This is a genomic window from Bradyrhizobium sp. NBAIM08 (assembly GCF_020193935.1).
GTDB classification, from domain to species: domain Bacteria; phylum Pseudomonadota; class Alphaproteobacteria; order Rhizobiales; family Xanthobacteraceae; genus Bradyrhizobium; species Bradyrhizobium yuanmingense.
On record NZ_JADYVR010000003.1, the window covers coordinates 628,158 to 643,446 of the forward strand.

The 15,289-nt window shown below is 63.8% G+C and carries 18 protein-coding genes and 1 pseudogene; 10 read left to right on the top strand and 9 right to left on the bottom strand.

Annotated features, from left to right (window positions below; genetic code table 11):
* Window positions 1-11 precede the first annotated feature (11 nt).
* Window positions 12-1,184: a 4-hydroxybenzoate 3-monooxygenase gene (gene pobA, locus I6F37_RS13825; RefSeq protein ID WP_036011339.1), complete on the top strand. Its 1,173-nt coding sequence runs from the start codon at window positions 12-14 to the stop codon at window positions 1,182-1,184.
* A gap of 202 nt (window positions 1,185-1,386) precedes the next feature.
* Here pobA and I6F37_RS13830 read toward each other — a convergent pair whose 3' ends face one another.
* From I6F37_RS13830 to I6F37_RS13840, 3 genes and pseudogenes are all read right to left on the bottom strand, one after another.
* Window positions 1,387-3,537: an adenylate/guanylate cyclase domain-containing protein gene (locus tag I6F37_RS13830; protein ID WP_225151519.1), complete on the bottom strand. Its 2,151-nt coding sequence runs from the start codon at window positions 3,535-3,537 to the stop codon at window positions 1,387-1,389.
* A gap of 20 nt (window positions 3,538-3,557) precedes the next feature.
* Complete coding sequence (locus I6F37_RS13835) at window positions 3,558-4,226, bottom strand: hypothetical protein (RefSeq protein WP_225151521.1); 669 nt, start codon at window positions 4,224-4,226, stop codon at window positions 3,558-3,560.
* 126 nt (window positions 4,227-4,352) lie between these two features.
* A pseudogene (locus tag I6F37_RS13840) lies at window positions 4,353-4,658 on the bottom strand (hypothetical protein); the annotation flags it as partial.
* Between the two features lie 193 nt (window positions 4,659-4,851).
* Between I6F37_RS13840 and I6F37_RS13845 the strand changes: the two are divergent.
* From I6F37_RS13845 to I6F37_RS13855, 3 genes are all read left to right on the top strand, one after another.
* The gene (locus I6F37_RS13845; protein ID WP_036011297.1) at window positions 4,852-5,295 is read left to right on the top strand and encodes a hypothetical protein; all 444 of its coding nucleotides are present in this window, start codon (window positions 4,852-4,854) and stop codon (window positions 5,293-5,295) included.
* 158 nt (window positions 5,296-5,453) lie between these two features.
* A complete protein-coding gene (locus tag I6F37_RS13850) occupies window positions 5,454-5,738 on the top strand; it encodes a hypothetical protein (protein ID WP_036011293.1) in 285 nt (94 codons plus the stop codon).
* 134 nt (window positions 5,739-5,872) lie between these two features.
* Window positions 5,873-6,319 (top strand): CHRD domain-containing protein, encoded by a 447-nt coding sequence (locus I6F37_RS13855; protein WP_225151523.1) that lies wholly within the window; start codon window positions 5,873-5,875, stop codon window positions 6,317-6,319.
* 44 nt (window positions 6,320-6,363) lie between these two features.
* On the opposite strand, the gene I6F37_RS13860 is transcribed toward I6F37_RS13855, so the two are convergent.
* From I6F37_RS13860 to I6F37_RS13870, 3 genes are all read right to left on the bottom strand, one after another.
* Window positions 6,364-6,729: an antibiotic resistance protein VanZ gene (locus I6F37_RS13860; protein WP_036011287.1), complete on the bottom strand. Its 366-nt coding sequence runs from the start codon at window positions 6,727-6,729 to the stop codon at window positions 6,364-6,366.
* A gap of 90 nt (window positions 6,730-6,819) precedes the next feature.
* Window positions 6,820-8,358: an EAL domain-containing protein gene (locus tag I6F37_RS13865; protein ID WP_225112339.1), complete on the bottom strand. Its 1,539-nt coding sequence runs from the start codon at window positions 8,356-8,358 to the stop codon at window positions 6,820-6,822.
* Between the two features lie 632 nt (window positions 8,359-8,990).
* Window positions 8,991-9,164: a hypothetical protein gene (locus I6F37_RS13870; protein WP_167361675.1), complete on the bottom strand. Its 174-nt coding sequence runs from the start codon at window positions 9,162-9,164 to the stop codon at window positions 8,991-8,993.
* A 1,028-nt stretch (window positions 9,165-10,192) separates the two neighbouring features.
* Here I6F37_RS13870 and I6F37_RS13875 point away from each other — a divergent pair.
* The 3 genes from I6F37_RS13875 (at window position 10,193) to I6F37_RS13885 (ending at window position 11,383) form a co-directional block, all read left to right on the top strand.
* A complete protein-coding gene (locus I6F37_RS13875) occupies window positions 10,193-10,483 on the top strand; it encodes a hypothetical protein (RefSeq protein ID WP_225151525.1) in 291 nt (96 codons plus the stop codon).
* A 41-nt stretch (window positions 10,484-10,524) separates the two neighbouring features.
* Window positions 10,525-10,941 (top strand): hypothetical protein, encoded by a 417-nt coding sequence (locus I6F37_RS13880; protein WP_036011274.1) that lies wholly within the window; start codon window positions 10,525-10,527, stop codon window positions 10,939-10,941.
* Window positions 10,942-11,104: 163 nt separating this feature from the next.
* The gene (locus I6F37_RS13885; RefSeq protein ID WP_225112340.1) at window positions 11,105-11,383 is read left to right on the top strand and encodes a hypothetical protein; all 279 of its coding nucleotides are present in this window, start codon (window positions 11,105-11,107) and stop codon (window positions 11,381-11,383) included.
* A gap of 15 nt (window positions 11,384-11,398) precedes the next feature.
* On the opposite strand, the gene I6F37_RS13890 is transcribed toward I6F37_RS13885, so the two are convergent.
* A complete protein-coding gene (locus I6F37_RS13890; RefSeq protein ID WP_225112341.1) occupies window positions 11,399-12,610 on the bottom strand; it encodes a hypothetical protein in 1,212 nt (403 codons plus the stop codon).
* Window positions 12,611-12,793: 183 nt separating this feature from the next.
* On the opposite strand from I6F37_RS13890, the gene I6F37_RS13895 reads away from it, so the two are divergent.
* Both I6F37_RS13895 and I6F37_RS13900 read left to right on the top strand, forming a co-directional pair.
* Window positions 12,794-13,036 (top strand): hypothetical protein, encoded by a 243-nt coding sequence (locus I6F37_RS13895; RefSeq protein ID WP_057026181.1) that lies wholly within the window; start codon window positions 12,794-12,796, stop codon window positions 13,034-13,036.
* Window positions 13,037-13,132: 96 nt separating this feature from the next.
* Window positions 13,133-13,375: a hypothetical protein gene (locus I6F37_RS13900; RefSeq protein ID WP_225124575.1), complete on the top strand. Its 243-nt coding sequence runs from the start codon at window positions 13,133-13,135 to the stop codon at window positions 13,373-13,375.
* A gap of 86 nt (window positions 13,376-13,461) precedes the next feature.
* On the opposite strand, the gene I6F37_RS13905 is transcribed toward I6F37_RS13900, so the two are convergent.
* The gene (locus tag I6F37_RS13905) at window positions 13,462-13,839 is read right to left on the bottom strand and encodes a hypothetical protein (RefSeq protein WP_225151527.1); all 378 of its coding nucleotides are present in this window, start codon (window positions 13,837-13,839) and stop codon (window positions 13,462-13,464) included.
* Window positions 13,840-14,184: 345 nt separating this feature from the next.
* Between I6F37_RS13905 and I6F37_RS13910 the strand changes: the two genes are divergently transcribed.
* A complete protein-coding gene (locus tag I6F37_RS13910) occupies window positions 14,185-14,631 on the top strand; it encodes a hypothetical protein (RefSeq protein ID WP_225151529.1) in 447 nt (148 codons plus the stop codon).
* A 1-nt stretch (window position 14,632) separates the two neighbouring features.
* Here I6F37_RS13910 and I6F37_RS13915 read toward each other — a convergent pair whose 3' ends face one another.
* Window positions 14,633-15,286, bottom strand: a complete 654-nt coding sequence (locus tag I6F37_RS13915) for a hypothetical protein (protein WP_225151531.1) — start codon at window positions 15,284-15,286, stop codon at window positions 14,633-14,635.
* Between the last annotated feature and the right edge of the window lie 3 nt (window positions 15,287-15,289).

The window sequence follows — 15,289 nt, forward strand, 5'->3', positions numbered from 1 at the left end:
AGGACGCAAAAATGAAAGTTCAGGTCTGTATCATCGGCGGCGGGCCGTCCGGGCTGTTGCTGTCCCAGCTCCTGCACCTCAAGGGCATCGACACCATCGTGCTGGAGAAATACAGCCGCGACCACGTGCTGGCCCGGATCCGCGCCGGCGTGCTCGAGCACGGCTTTGCGAAGCTGATGCGCGAAGCGCAATGCGGCGAGCGGATGGACCGCGAGGGCGAGATCCACAACGGGTTCGAGATCGCCCATGACGGCGTGCTCTCCCACATCGACCTGCACAAGCATTCCGGCGGCAATTCGGTCTTGGTCTACGGCCAGACCGAGCTGACGCGCGACCTCTACGAGGCACGCGACCGGATCGGCGGCAAGGTCGTGCACAATGCCGAGGACGTCACGCCGCACGATCTGACGTCGGATCGGCCCTATGTGACGTATCGCTCGAACGGGCAGACGCTCCGCGTCGATTGCGACTACATCGTCGGCGCCGACGGCTTCCATGGCGTCAGCCGCAAGTCGATCCCGAAGGACGTGCTGCGCGAATATGAGAAGGTCTATCCGTTCGGCTGGCTCGGCGTGCTGTCGCGCACGAAACCGGTATCGCCCGAGCTGATCTACGTGAAGCACGAGCGCGGCTTTGCGCTGTGCTCGCTGCGCTCGCAGGTGCTGAGCCGCTACTACATCCAGGTGCCTTTGACCGACAAGGTGGAGGATTGGAGCGACGACGCGTTCTGGGCCGAGCTGAAGCGCCGCCTGCCGGACGAGGTCGCCGGCCGTCTGATCACGGGTCCGTCGATCGAGAAGAGCATCGCGCCCTTGCGCAGCTTCGTCGCCGAGCCGATGAGCTATGGCCGCCTGTTCCTCGCCGGCGATGCCGCGCACATCGTGCCGCCGACCGGTGCGCGCGGATTGAACAGCGCCGCGTCCGACATCTACTATCTTTATCACGCGCTGCTCGCGCATTATCAGAGCGGCGACGATGCCGGTCTCAAGGGCTATTCCGCCAAGGCGCTCGCGCGAATCTGGAAGGCACAACGCTTCTCCTGGTGGATGACGATGATGCTGCACCGCTTCCCCGACCGGATCGAATATGAGGATCGTCTGCAGCAGACGGAGCTCGACTACCTGCTCTCGTCCGAGACGGCGCAGCGTCTGCTTGCGGAGAATTATACGGGGCTGCCGTTCTGAATTCTGAGGCGAGCGATGCGGACGTTCTCTTCCTTCTCCCCTTGTGGGAGAAGGTGGCGCGAAGCGCCGGATGAGGGGTGTCTCTCCGCGGCCTCATTGAGAGAGCGTGCGTGGAGAGAGACCCCTCACCCGTCTCGCCGCTACGCGGCGAGCCACCCTCTCCCACAAGGGGAGAGGGCAAGTACGCCCGCGGTTGACGTCGCTACTTTCCTTCCAGCGTGTTCACCGGCGTCCACTCCGGCGACGGCGGATTGGCAGTCAATGCATTTGCGCGTTTTGCGAACAGCGCGGACGCCGGATCAACTTCCGCCACTCCCTCGAACGCGTCGGCCGCCTTGGCAAACTCCCGTGCCCGCCAGCACGCCAGCCCTTCCGCATAGGCTGCGGCGACCTTGGCCTGCTCGGCGCTTTCCGCGCCGGTTTCCGCCAGCGGCTCGAACACCCTGATCGCCTCGCCGCGGCCCTGCACCCTGATCGCATCGAGCTCGCGCCAGGCGAAGCTATCGCCGGTCTGCGCCATCGTGGTTTCCGAGGCCATGATCGCGGTGCCGTAATATTTGTTGGCGCCTTCGAGCCGCGAGGCGACGTTCACGGTGTCGCTCATCACGGTGTAGTTGAAGCGGCGGCGCGAGCCGATGTTGCCGACCACGGCTTCGCCGCTGTTGAGCCCGATACGGTGCGACAGGCCGTGACCGGCGAAGGCGGGATGGCCTTGATTGAGCTCGGTCAGCGTCTCGTGGCACTTCAGCGCAGCACGCACCGCATTGCGCGCGTGGGCGGGATCGTCGGCCGGGGCGCCGAACATGGCGACGATGGAATCGCCGATATATTTGTCGACGTAACCGCCATGGCCTTCGATGATGTCGGTCATGGCGGACAGATATTCGTTCATCAGCGTCACCAGCTCGACCGGCGTCATCGTCTCGGCGATCGAGGAGAAACCGCTGAGGTCGGAGAAGAACATGGTGACGTTGCGCATCTCGCCGCCGAGCGCCGGCATCTTGCCGGAGGCCACCATGGTCTCGATCACCTCGGGCGCGAGGTAAAAGGCAAAGCTCTTGCGCAGGAAGCGCTCGTCGCGGTCGGCCAGCACGAAGCGATAGCCGATCATGATCGCGAGCGCGGCAAGGCTGGCGAGCGCCGGCTCGGTCAGCGGCAGCGCCAAGGCATGGACGAATGCCCCGACGGCAACGACCGCGTAGGCGATGGTGAGGCCGAGCCAGGCGATCAGGGCGCCACTCGGCGCAAACACGCCGGCCGCGCAGGCGATGACGGCCGCGAACGCGATCGTGAGAAGGGTGCGCGAGGGAAAGCCGAGCTCGGTCACGGCATCGCGCTCGATCAGGTTTCGGACCGCAGCGGCGTGCACGAACACACCGGCGACGTCGCTGCGGGGCTTTTGCGCGGTGCCGGCGGCCACGGGCAGGGCACATCGCGCCGACGGCGTTCCGTCATAGCCGCCGGACAGGCGCATCGAGGTGAGCTTGCGGTCCTCGAAGTTGAGGACGGTCCCGAGCAGCACGACCTTGCCCTCGAAGGCGCGCCGGAAGAAATCGCGGTCGTCTTTTTCGACGCAGGCGCGCAGATCGGCAAAGGAGAAGGTCGGAACGTCGCGACTGAGGTCGCGGAAGTTGAGCGTCAGGGTGTTCGGTACAGTGCTCGGGATTGCGTAGCCGGACAGCCCAGCCGCGCCGGATGGCGCCATCTCGACCTTCGCGCCGAGCGCGCGGGCGGCGAGCTCGGCCGCCATTGTGGGCACCGGCTTGCCCTCGATCGAGAAGCTGAGCGGCATCCGCCGGATGACATCGTCGGCGTCGGTGTGGACATTGAGCGCGCGGACGTTGTTTCGCACCGCCAGCCGCTGCGCACGGTACGGCATTTCCGGATGGTCGTTGCTCAGGATCTCGCCGAGCACGAGCTTGCCGTTGTCGGAGATCTGCCGCAGCGCGATCAGATAGTCCCGGTCAAATCCGCGCATCCGGGCGCCGAGCGGCGCGTCGCCAAAGGGAATCTCGGATTGCTCGATCGAGTTCTTGAAGATGACGTCGAAGCCGATCACCTTGGCGCCGCCGTCGCTGATACTGCCGAGCACCCGGCCGATCTCGCGCGTCCAGGTCTGCGTCGGCGATCCCTTGAAGGGCGGGGTCTCGTAGGTTTCGCCGTCGATCGCCACGACGACGACCGGCGACGTCGCGGGATCGCGGCGCTCGCCGACAACCTTCCCACGCAGTGCGGTGAGGATGTCGAGCGAGAGGCCTTGCAGTGTCTGCAGCGGCGGGGACGTGAAGATCGCGCCCGCAAGGAGCGCGATCAGGATTGCCGCAACGATGTCCCGTCCCCCGATCCGCCGCATCGCCCCGTCGCCAGGTCCGCCTATTCGAGCCGCAGCAGGCGGCCGATGATCGGGGTCGGCGAGGAGGTGGCGCTGGCGTCGATCTGGAAGGTGTAGCGTTTGGCACCGAGAATGGCGAGGTAGCTGCCGCCCGGGGTCAGTGTCTTTCCGGCCTTGGCAAAATCATAGAACTTGCCGCCGACCATAGCATCGCGCTTGAGCGGGACGCTGATCGTGGGCTCCTTGCCGTCGGTGCGTTCGATCACCAGCGTGCTGCCGGCTTTGGCCTGCACCAGTGGCGAGACGCCGTAGAGCGTCGGCAGCTTGGCGGGCCCGCCCTTGGCGTCCGAGCGCATGGTGCGGAAGGTCGTCGCGGCGCTCTGGTTCGCCTCGCGCTCGGACAGTTTTGCCGCATTGGTATCGCAGGGCACCTTTTCCCGCTTGACCTCGCCCAGCTGCACGGTGCTCTGCTCGGCGCCGACCAGGACGACACCTTCGCTGATGGTCTCGCGCTGGCAGGATTTCAGGTAGCTGAGCGTGATGCTGGCCTTTGGTCCGAGCTTGATGATCTTGCCTGGCGCCACGTAATCCATGAACGCGATTCCGTCGACCTTGCCCTGGACGTCCTCGACGATCGCAGCGGGAGTCTCCGCCCAAGCGGGGGCCGCAAGGCAGAATGCGCCGACACAGGCGCCGATCAGGGTTTTCATGGGAATTCTCATCCAATTCGACGATGCTCTGGTGCCCGTCCTGGTTCGATGCCTAGCAGCAGGGCGCCGGGGCAAGTGTGACCAGAATCACTCTCAGGTCTTGGTGCCACTTTAGCAGGAACAGGTTCAAACCGGCGACCGGAGAAAAATGGTGCCGCGGCAAGATGTTGGCGGATCGATCGGGTCAGGCGGTCGGGACGCGGGATGGCGCGCGTCTGACGAGCTCGCTGCTGCACGCTCTATATCGGGAGCGGGAGGGGCCGCGGCGACCGGCAAGGGACTTGTCCGCTGACCGCCGGCGATCTCGACCACCTCGTCCCAGCGCAACAGGAAAGCCTCGACGCAGCCAGGATCGAACTGTCGCCCGGCGTTCTCGACCAGGTAGCCGCGCGCGAGCTCGAGCGGCATTGGCTCCTTGTACGGCCGTCGCGTCGCGTCGAAGTCGTGGAAACGGCTGACGACGGCATCGAATTGTTTTGACGTCGCCGCCGCCGCGTGCGGCCGCAGAAATTTAACGGATTGATTTTGCAGGGCGTTAACCGTGGCGGAATGCTCGTCGTGTCGGTCATTGTCGCGCCTCAAGCTTCGTTGCAAATACACGTGGAAATTACGGGTGGATGTTTCCATGCTGAAAGAGGGCAAATACGCGGCGTGGTTCAGAACAGCGCACGCGCAAGGCACCGGCATCGTGCATCTGGCCCAGGGACGGATCTCGGGCAGCGACAGCTTCTTCAATTATGGCGGCTCCTATCAGTTCGACAACGACCGGCATTTCACGGCCGTCCTGACCACACGGCGACATGCCGACGGGCCGCCGACCGTGTTCGGGCTGGACGAGGTCGAGGTCGAGCTCTCCGGCGTTTATAGCGGGGCGATGGCGACCTGTTCGGGAACGGCCCGCCAAGCGCCCGACGTGAGATTCGAAGCGACGCTGATCTACAGCCAGGAAGAGGCGCCGGCTCCTGACCCCCGGGGCGCAGTCGTGAAGCTCAAGGCCGACAAGCTGCCCAAGAGGCTCGACAGCCGTTCACGGCCGCGGCATCCGTTCACGACGGGCGCGCCCAAGTGACAGTGGATCGGCAACAAGCTGCGCCGGTCCACCCGGCTCGCGTCTGCGCCGAGCTTAGCATTGCGTTGACGTTGTTGGCTCGAATTCGCGCTGCAGAAACTCCGCCTTCAGAAGCGAGAGCTATCTAGTCTGCGATAGATCAAGCGTGGTGGAAGAACATGCCTCAAATCTGGATGACATATGACGAGCTCGGCGCGCTTTGCGGCTGCGATGCTGTGGAGGCGAGGGACCGCGCGATCCATTTGTCGCTCGATCGTCGCAGGAGTCGCGACGGTGCCACGCGCGTCAAGCTCGATCTGGCGCTGACGGCAAAGTTCTTTGCATCCGTCCGCGAGGCGGATTTCGATCTCGACTGCGCCATTGAAGCGCTGCACGACACCCACCGGAAGATGGCCGAGCTCCTGGTTCCCTCCGAGCGTCACACGAGGCGCGGGGCGGCCTGAGCCGGCGCGTGATGCGCTTGCGATGGCTAATTCCCGCGAGCGTTGTCCCGAATCAGCATAAGCTCTGCGGTGGAATGTCCGGCAGTCCTCGGTGTTTTCATCGCGGGACCAACGAAATCCGCAGGAGGAAGTGCATGAGCAAAGCCGTGTGTCGACGGTCCGTGGCACTGTTGGGGGCATTGGCGCTGGTCGGAGGCGTCAGCGCGACGAGCGGAACGGCAGGTGCGGAGGTCGTGAAGCTGCGAGCGGAGCTCAAGGGAAGCAATGAAGTGCCGCCGAACAGCTCGACCGGGTCGGGCAAGGCGGAGGCGAGCTACGACACCGAAACGAAGGTCCTGACCTACCTCGTCACCTTTACCGGGTTGACGGGACCGGCGATAGGGGCGCATTTTCACGGCCCCGGCGAGGCCGGGAAGAATGCCGGCATCGCCCTGCCGTTCAAGACGGCGCAAAGCCCGATCGAAGGCAGTGCAACCCTCACCGAGGCGCAGGCGGCGGATCTGTTGGGCGGAAAATGGTACGCGAACATTCACACGGCCGCCAACCCAGGCGGTGAGTTGCGCGGCCAGATGATGAAGTAAGGACCGCGTCGCCCGGTCACTCCGCCGAGGCCGTGCTCGCCGTTTCAGGCAGGTGGTCTGGGCAGGAACGCCAGGATCATCTGGGCGAGCATCACGCCCACGGTGCCGCCCGCCGCCTTCTGCAGCACGTCGAGAAAGCCTGGATCGCGATCGGGTATCAACGCTTGCATCAGCTCCAACCCCATGGCGACTGCGATGACGAGCGAGCAAGCCAGGCTAAACCGTCCCGGCAGCAGGAACGACAGCAGGAAGCCGAGCAGGCCATAGGCGCTGAAGCGCTCGATCACGACGATCCAATAGGCCTCGTGGTGACCCATGAGCGCAGGCCGGCCCGACAGCTTCGCCAGCGTGGCATAGGCGATCAGCGCCAGACAGATGCTTGCGGCTGCTATGAGGTGGTTCCTGCGCATGGCGCCAACATACAAGGTTGGTCGCCGCTCCGGTTCGAAAGCCGAAAACATCGTTAGAAAGTATCGTTAAAGCCTCTGGGGGCCGGCCCGTCAGGCCACCAAAGCCTTAGCACCGGATGTCGCCGCATCCGGCTGCGCAGCCCGACGCGATTTGATGAGCTCATTGAATTTGGCGGCGGGCAGGGGCGGCGCAACCAGATAGCCTTGACCTTCCTCGACGCCGGAGGCGAGCAACGCGCGGAGCTGCTCCTCCGTCTCGATGCCTTCGGCGACCACGCTCATATTGAGGTCTTTCGCGAGCGCCACCAGCATCTCCACGATCGTGGTCGTCGATGCGTCCACCGTGATCGTGTCCACGAAGAACTTGTCGATCTTGATCGTATCGGCGCCGAGGCCCTTCAGCCGCGACAGTCCGCTATGGCCGACGCCGACATCGTCGATGGCGACGCGGAAGCCGCGGTCCCGCAGCTCGGCCACGACCGAAGCGGCGCGCGCGAGATCATCCAATTCATCGCGCTCGGTGATCTCGACCACGATCTGGCGCGCGGAGACGCGTGCCGTCAGAACCGTGCGCCGCAGTGTCTCGACGAAGCCGGCGCTCAGGAGGTGCTTGGGCACGACGTTCAGCGACAGCTTGAAATTCTTGTCGGCCCTGAGCAATGGCCTGAGCTCGGTGAGCGCCGATCCCAGGATCTGCCAGGTCATCGCCTGGATGCGTCCGCTGGATTCGGCGAGAGGAATGAAATTCATCGGCGGGGCCACCGAGCCATCGCGGCGCAGCCAGCGGGCCAGAATCTCGCAGCCCTTGATCCGACCTGTCCGGAGGTCGAAGATCGGTTGGTAATATGGCTTGAATTCGCCGGCTGTCAGCGCCCGGTCGAGATCGGCCACTGGCCCTTCCATGCGGCGGTTGCGTGCCAGCAGGATGCCGAAGATCGCGCCAAGTCCGAGCGCCACTGCAAGCGTTGGCCAATAGGCCTCGTTGTTCCAGCTCGACAGCACCGCGTGCTCGAGCCGGATCGTGGCATGAAGCGGGAGCCGAGCGGACGCTCGCTCGAAGCCGATCGGCGCCGGCAGAGACTTGCCGGCCTCGGTCTGGAATTCGCCGAGCTTCTCGCCATTGCTCAAGGCGAGGATCACCTGGCTGTGCGCGCGCAGCTCGGCCGGCATGATGTCGAACAGGCTGGCATTGACACCGACAATGGCGACCAGGGCGGAGTTGCCATTGACGTCCCTGAGCACGCCCAGGGCGTCGCCGCCGAACTGCTCCACGCGGAACAGGGAAAGCGTCTTGTCGCGCGAAGGCAGCATGTCGCGGCGATCCACCCATCCCTTGTCGAATTCGAGCGTCTCGGAATAGGCCGAGCAGATCACCGAGCCGTCCGGCTTGACGAGGCGGACGTCCTTGATCGCCGAGCGCTGGTAGACGTGCAGGCGGATGGCTTGCAGCGCCGCCGGCTCGCAGCTGGCGAAATTGCGCCGCGCGAGCTCGTCCAGGCTGCCCGCAGCGAAATCGACCGCAAGCTCCGATCGGCGCAGAACCACCTCGGTGAGCTCATTGAGCTGATGCGCCTGGTGCTGGCGAATAACGGCGCCAGCGGCGAAATGACCCGCCAAGGCGAACGCCATCGTGCTCGCAAGCACGAGTGCCACAAACGGGAGGTCTGGTCGCAGCACTCTCATCCGGCTCAGGCGAAAACAGGGCGGGGCGGAAATTCAAGCAAGGCGTGGAGATTGATCCTAGCCAGCGGGGGCTAAGATAGGGTTTAACGGAAAGACCGGCCCGAAGGGCCCCACCTGAGCAGTGCCCGGCCAATGGTCTGGCGGCTCGGGGTCAGAAACAAGCATGGAAAGTTGAGCAGTATGATCAGGACGTTAAGTCTCGTGATGGCGTTGACAATCGGGAGCTCTCTGGCCTCGGCGCAGGGGACCAAAGACACGCCATCGGGCACGCAATCCACCTCCGCGACGCGCAGTGGCACGGGCACGAATTCCGGATCCGACACGATGGGCGGCGCCTTCAAGGGAACGGGGACGCCCAGCTACGGAACCAGCCCAGGGATGGGGTCCCAGAAGAGGACGCAGAATTAAGTGTGGCGGCTGGCGGGGCACCGCCGGCAACCAGCTCAATCCACCTCACCCTCCAAGACGATGGCGGACCGGAACGACCCCGGGATAAGGGCGGCTGGCCCTATCGATGCGGGGCCGTTGGACTGCAGCGGCCGTACATGAAGCCGAGGCGAGCGCCGGCACTTCTAAGATCAGCTCTTCTTTGCCGGCTTCGACTTCAAGGAAAGACCAAGCCGCAACGCCATGCGCTTGATCGCATCGGGCGAGCGCCCGAGAGCTTTCGCTGCCTGCTCCAGCGAGGTTGAAGACTTGGCCAGCTCGATGAGCCGGCGATCTTCCTTGAACGACCAGGGCCTGCGCGCCATAACCGAAATGATCCTCTCGTCGACACAACGACAAAGCCGCCAAGCGGACCCATGTTCGCTCGACGGCTTTGCTTGGGTGGGGCCGGGCTTGGGGGAGCCCGGTGCGAGATGGATAAGCAATCGCCGAAAGTTCGCAACAAACAACGCGGGTTAAGCTAACCTCTCAACCTTACCGCGATGAAGTTGGTGCATGGCGCTCCGTAGAAGCACGGATGCTTCGTCAGCGGTCTCGTCCGAGAGGCCGCTCCATACGTTCGAGAACGTTTCGCAAGACCTATCGTGCAGATCGCAACTGTGCCCGATGACAGCGCATCCAGCCGCTTCGTTCGAGGCTGCTGCCGCCGTGAACACGGGTTAACATCGCCGGCTGGATATCGCCCCCGAACGATGCGAGATTTCGTCGTCCTCCGGGCTCGTGGTTCTCGCGACGGCCAAAATTCAAGCACCACGTTGCACAAACTTCATCTTCCTCTGACAAAACTTTCAGCGCCGATGATCTTGAAGTCGTCAGAACATCACGTTGAAATGTACCGGGAGGAGCGTTCCGATCATTGGGAACATTCCAAATGTTTGCAATTCTGGTTCTGATTTCGATTTTTGCAGCTGGCTTTTGCTGCGGCTACGGCGTGCGGGCATGGCGCTCGCGCAGGCGATCGGCACGATATCGTCTCTATGCGCCCTACACGCCGGCGGCGATGGGCGCCAAGCAGAGTGAGCATCCGTCGTAGGCGCACAGCCATGTGAGCGCACACTGATCCTGCCGTGCGGCCGGGTCGGATAACCATGCGCAGTTAGGTTAACGGGGTGCGGCGCTTGAGAGCTTTGGAAAGGCAACCTAGAACGTAGCAATTCATGGTGAGAGTTTAGCCGCCTGTATTTTCGCGGCTCGCATAGGTGGGCGTGAATGGCGTATTTGATTGCTTTGCTGGGCGCGACTTGCATCCTCGTTTTGATCGCGTTTGTTCGTGGCTTTGAGCGGCGGCTGAAGGATCGTCCGGGGCCTTGGATCATGAACGAGGGCCCTGCGAATGACTGATCAAAGGCACAACGCGCCGCGCAGATACTTCGTCGATGCCCGGGGGCATCGCGTTCTGATCGGCCTGTCTCCGGAAGAGACGGCGGAGTTCGAAGCGCTGGATCTCGCATCGAACGAGACAGGGCAATTTACATCCGAGGTCCGCGCGCGAAAAGGAGCCGCTGCCGACGGCGAGATCCGCTGGCACGAACTCTATTCCAAGCACGCGGGAGCTTGGCGGGCATGGATTGCACAAAGCCAGACCGCACGGGCGCCGGATTCAGGATTTGTTAACTACGACTGACCGATGGTACCCGCCTGGATCTCGTATGTGGGATGGCCCGGATGTTTCAGCTGTTCCTGAGAGCGCGCGCACACAATCTTCTCGGCTCCCGCCGCGAGGACAAAACCTTCAAGGCCCGCTCGGCCGAGCGTGATGCGGAGACCGACCGCGGGCGGATCGGTGCCGTTTTGGCCGCGATCGAAACCGCCTTGCAGGAGGCGGAGAGGGAGCAGGCCGGGCTCAACCGGCGTGTCGACGATGCGCTTGCGCGTGCCTCCGTCACCTTCGGGAACGGCACCGACGAGTATCTCGAGCGGGAGCCGCTCGACAATCATCATCAGGATCTCTTCGCGGCCGACATCTCGAACGGCCAGCGCCGGCTCAAGGAATTGGCGAGCAGCATCGCCCACTTGAAGTTCGTCAAGACGGCAATGCTCACGCGCTTTCCGGATTTCAAGCCGCCGCAGCTGAACAGCTAGGAGCGGTGATATTTCTGCGCGCTCTGCGGCCGTGCTTCGAGACGCGGCTCTGGAGCATGGTCCGAACAAGTGCGCAGTCACAATTCAGCGCGCTTTGCCGTTTGGCGCCTCGTTCCTTTTTGGTATGGTCCGGCAAGCATTCACCGAGTGAAGGAGCAACGACGTGCCGGTCAAGAATTTGCGGACATTGGTTGGGCTGGCATTCGCTTTGACATTGGCCGTGCCGGCGACGGCGTCGGCCATCACTGCCGAAGTGGCGCGGGCATGTGACGCCGCGGTGGCCAAGGCCTTTCCGCCCAGGCAGATCGGCAACCCCGCAGCGGGGAGTGCCAAGGGAACGGGCAAAGACCAGCGCGAGTACTTCCAGAAATGCGTCGCCAACAACGGCAAGGTCGACGACATGCCGGCGGATGCGCCAAAGGACAGCAAGCCGGCCAAATAGGAAACAAAGGCTGCGTTATCGCCGCGGCGGCGGGCAGGGCGAGTAGAACGCGCCGTTCGCCGCATTGATGCGCTCGACGCATTGGTTGGGATCGGTGATCGTCCCAGCGATGGTGAAGTCATAGCCCATGCCCCTGACCACCACGATGTAGCGGCCGGGCGCGAGCGTGAAGCCGTCTTGCTCCGGTTGCAGCAACAGCATTCTCGACTGGTCGTCGATCGGACCTACCTTGTAGGGGTAGGACATGCTGCGGATGACCCAGGAATCGCCGGCGCTGACCATGGTGGCTTTCCCGCTGGCATCGACGCCCATCGCTCGCGAGACTTTTGCGATCACCCGAACTTCGGTCCCGCTGGCGTCGATACCCCCGTCGGGCCTGAACACGATGAATTTGACGTCGCCGTCCATCAACGTGGTCGCGCTCGGCGTGTTGATGGCGGCCGAGATCGCGACCCGCCGGTCCGGAATTTTTCCGGGAACCGGCTTCAGCTCGTGGAGCTGGCCCTCGCTCAAGGCGTAGACGCCGAACGTCGTTGGCAAAGGCATCGAGGGGTGCGCCGCCGGCGCCGGCTCCTTTGCGCTCTCCGGGATTCGTTCAGCGGTCTCGCTGGCCGAGGGAGTCGGAATCGCGGTCAGCTGAGGCTCCGGGCCCTTGGCCGAACGTTCGGGCTGCGCCATCTGCGACGATGCCGTCAGTTGTGCCTTCAGCCGCGGCCAATACACGACCGCGGTGCCGGCGCCAGCAATGAGCAGGAGGATCGCGGTCAATCGAACGAGAGACTTGAAAGCGCCGCTCCGTTTGGGTTGGTCGGGCGATCCTGGCGGTGCGGCAGGACGCCGCGGCGTCTCGGCAGCCATCGGAATGGCTGATGACGCCGAGGCAGCGGGCGTCGGAATGGGCGGGGGGACGGGAACGTTCGCCGGTGGAGAATTCGCCACGGGGACCGAGGCATCCCTGGTCGGTGAAGACTTCTCGCTTCGCTCAAAGGCGCGTTCGACCTCTCGAATGGCGCGTTCGAGGACTTGCTGGAGCTCTCGCGCTTCCCGCGCATCGGCGTGGGTGAATTGTTCCAGAAGCTTGACGCGAGCCAGCTCGTAGACGACATCCCGCATCTGCCTGGGGTCGCCGGAGACTTCGCGGATCCGCTCTGACAACAGGCGGACGAGCCCGGCCTTGATCTCTTGCGCCTGCGAGGCGTTGGCTGCGGTGTCGCCGGTCTCGGTCATCAAGAGCGATCAACTAGCCCGGATAGTGCCGTTTCGCTAGGTTTTTTCACCCCGGATCGCGTCGGTTGCGGTGAAACACGCTGATGCTCCGGCCGCAAAGGTCCTGCGCGGTCGTTTCGTAGCGCTTGCTTTTGGGCGGAAACCTGTGAGATTTCGACCGGCTCCTTCTTCCGGTGTGTGACCATGCGCGGCATTTTGACAGCAATGATGTTTCTGACCTTTCTGGTTCAGTCTGCTTCTGCACAAGGGACCAAGGATCAGGCCAACACGACTAGCTCCAGCATCGTGACGACGACCGACAAAAAGAAGCAGACCACCCAGGCTGCCTCGCGGCCTACGGCTGTCCGGAACGTGGGTAGCGGTTCTACCGGACAGGCGGCCCAAGGTGTCTGGAGGAATGGCAAGCTGATCGCGGTGCCTCGCTGAGGTCACCCGTGCCGCGGTGAGGTCGCGCAACGAACCGTGATGCCGTCGTGAAGGAACGGTGTTCCCTCCCTGACGTTCTTGCTCGGGAGATATCGCATGAAACGAATAGTCTTGATCACACTCGCCCTTGTGGTGCCTGCGGGCGCCTGGGCCCAGGGCGTCAGCGATCCGTCGACGCCCAACCGCAATGTGATCATCGTCAACCCGTCGCAGCCCGCGCGTCCCAACGCGACGCCGAATATCCCGAGCCGGATCGAGCCGCCCGTGACGACTTACGGACGAGCCCGGCCCTATCGCGGGAACACAACGCGGGGCAGCGGGTCGAGCCGTCGCTATTAGAGCGTGCTGCTCTGGAGCATGCTCCGCGTAATGACGATTTTGTCCTGGTCTCATCGCGTTAGCCGCGCTGACCACCCTTCGAGGCGTTATTGCGGGTTGACTTCGACCTCCAGGGTCGATGTCCCCGCGGCATGACGGTTCTTGCCCGAAATCAGCAGCGTGAACTTGTCGGAGCCGCGCGCCTCGCTTTCTGCCGAATAGCGGAAGCCGGACCCGACCACCGCTAATTGTCCCCGTGATGGCCCGCTCACGACCGATACCTTGAAGATCTGCATGTACGACCAACGCAGTCCCTGGATGCAGTCGGCTCCAGGGGCGATCGACATCGTCCATTTCACCGTATCGTGGGACAAGGCGAACGGCGTCCGTTCCTTGATGCAGAGGGGACTGGCGTGAGCCGTGACGGCGGACATGGCATACGCCGCAACGGCAACACGCAACAACGATAACAGGCTTGCACGCATTCTCGGCCACTCCATCGATGGATGCCGAAGTCTAGCAGCGATGGTCTAACGAGGCTTTAGAACGACGCCATTGTCCTTGCGGCGCTCATCCGATGCCGATCGCAGATAGGTCGATCATCGCTCGGCCTCTCTCCGGATCATGCCATATTAGCCCTGTTTTGCCCGACGGATCAAGCCAGACTTCGGAAAATGCGTAAGCCATTGATTCGGTTGGTGCCGGCTACTGTGCATGGGGTTGTTTTCTCGCTTTTTGAATGGACGGCCGCCGCGTTCCGAAAATGTTGCAATTGGCAGCCGTATCAGCTGAAGTTGCGGCTGCCGCTCGGCCCCATCGGAGTCATCGGAGTGCGACCCGTCCGCTGCAAGTCCCTGTCAGACCGCCGGAGACTGGCGCGCGCTCCGGTTCAGGCGGCCGCGGCGGCCGCTGTCGGATTGGCTCTCTACGCCTGGCCGCTGCCATGCCATGCTCAGACCGAGCCGGAGCCGTCCCTCAGCGACTATCTTCCGCCGAGCGAGCCGGAAGTCTCGCGCGACGAATGGCGGCAGCGCATCGAGGATGCGCGGCGCCGTGCCAAGGGGGTTGCGCGCGAGCGGCGCGAGCATCCGGAGCTCTACAAGCCGATTCCGGAAGATCCGGACCTCGTCGCGACCGAACGTCTGCTTCGCGACGACAGCCTGCAGCGAGGCGACATCGTCGCCACCAAGAAGGGCATGTTCGTCTACCAGGGACGATCCGACCAGCCGCGCCGCGATCAGGACTTCGTGCCGGTCAACCCGAAATCGGTCCGCTGAGTTAATACCGCCGCAAGATCTCGTTGAATCTGGGATCGGTCACCTTCGTCGTCTCCAGCAGCAGCGACTTGCCTTGCGGCGTTGCCTGAACGTAAGCCGCGATCAGCAGCGGCTCGTAACGCGAGCGGTTGGCCAGCGCCGAGCGGATGTCGGATTGCGCCAGCAGCTTGATCTCCTCGTCGGTTGCAGCGGCGCTCGACGTCACGGTGCGGACGCGTGAGAAGGCAACGTCGATCGGCACCGACCCGGTCAAGTACGACATCTTCACCGCAGGCGTGACCGCCTCGCCGGCCTGGGCCTGCAGCGTGCCGAGCGTGAGCCAGAGCGCCGGCCTGATCGGCGAGACTTTCAAGGCTGCCACGACAGCGGCTTGGGCCGTCTTGTTCTCGCTGGCCCTTCCGCCTGCCTCGGCCGACGGACGATGCAGAACGTCGGCGGCCATCGCCGCCGCATGATTTGCCAGGAGGTCGCCATCCCACGAAACGGATGCCAGGCTGCCTGCGGCCGCGAGCTTGGCCTTGTCCGGCGGAATCTCGCCCGAGAACAAGTCGCGGGCGCGAAAGTCCGGCCGAACGAGATCGCCATAGAACGTCATGCCGGCGTGGAGCGCCAGCGTGATCGCGGTCAAGATACCAATGGCGCGAAGCGTGATCACCGA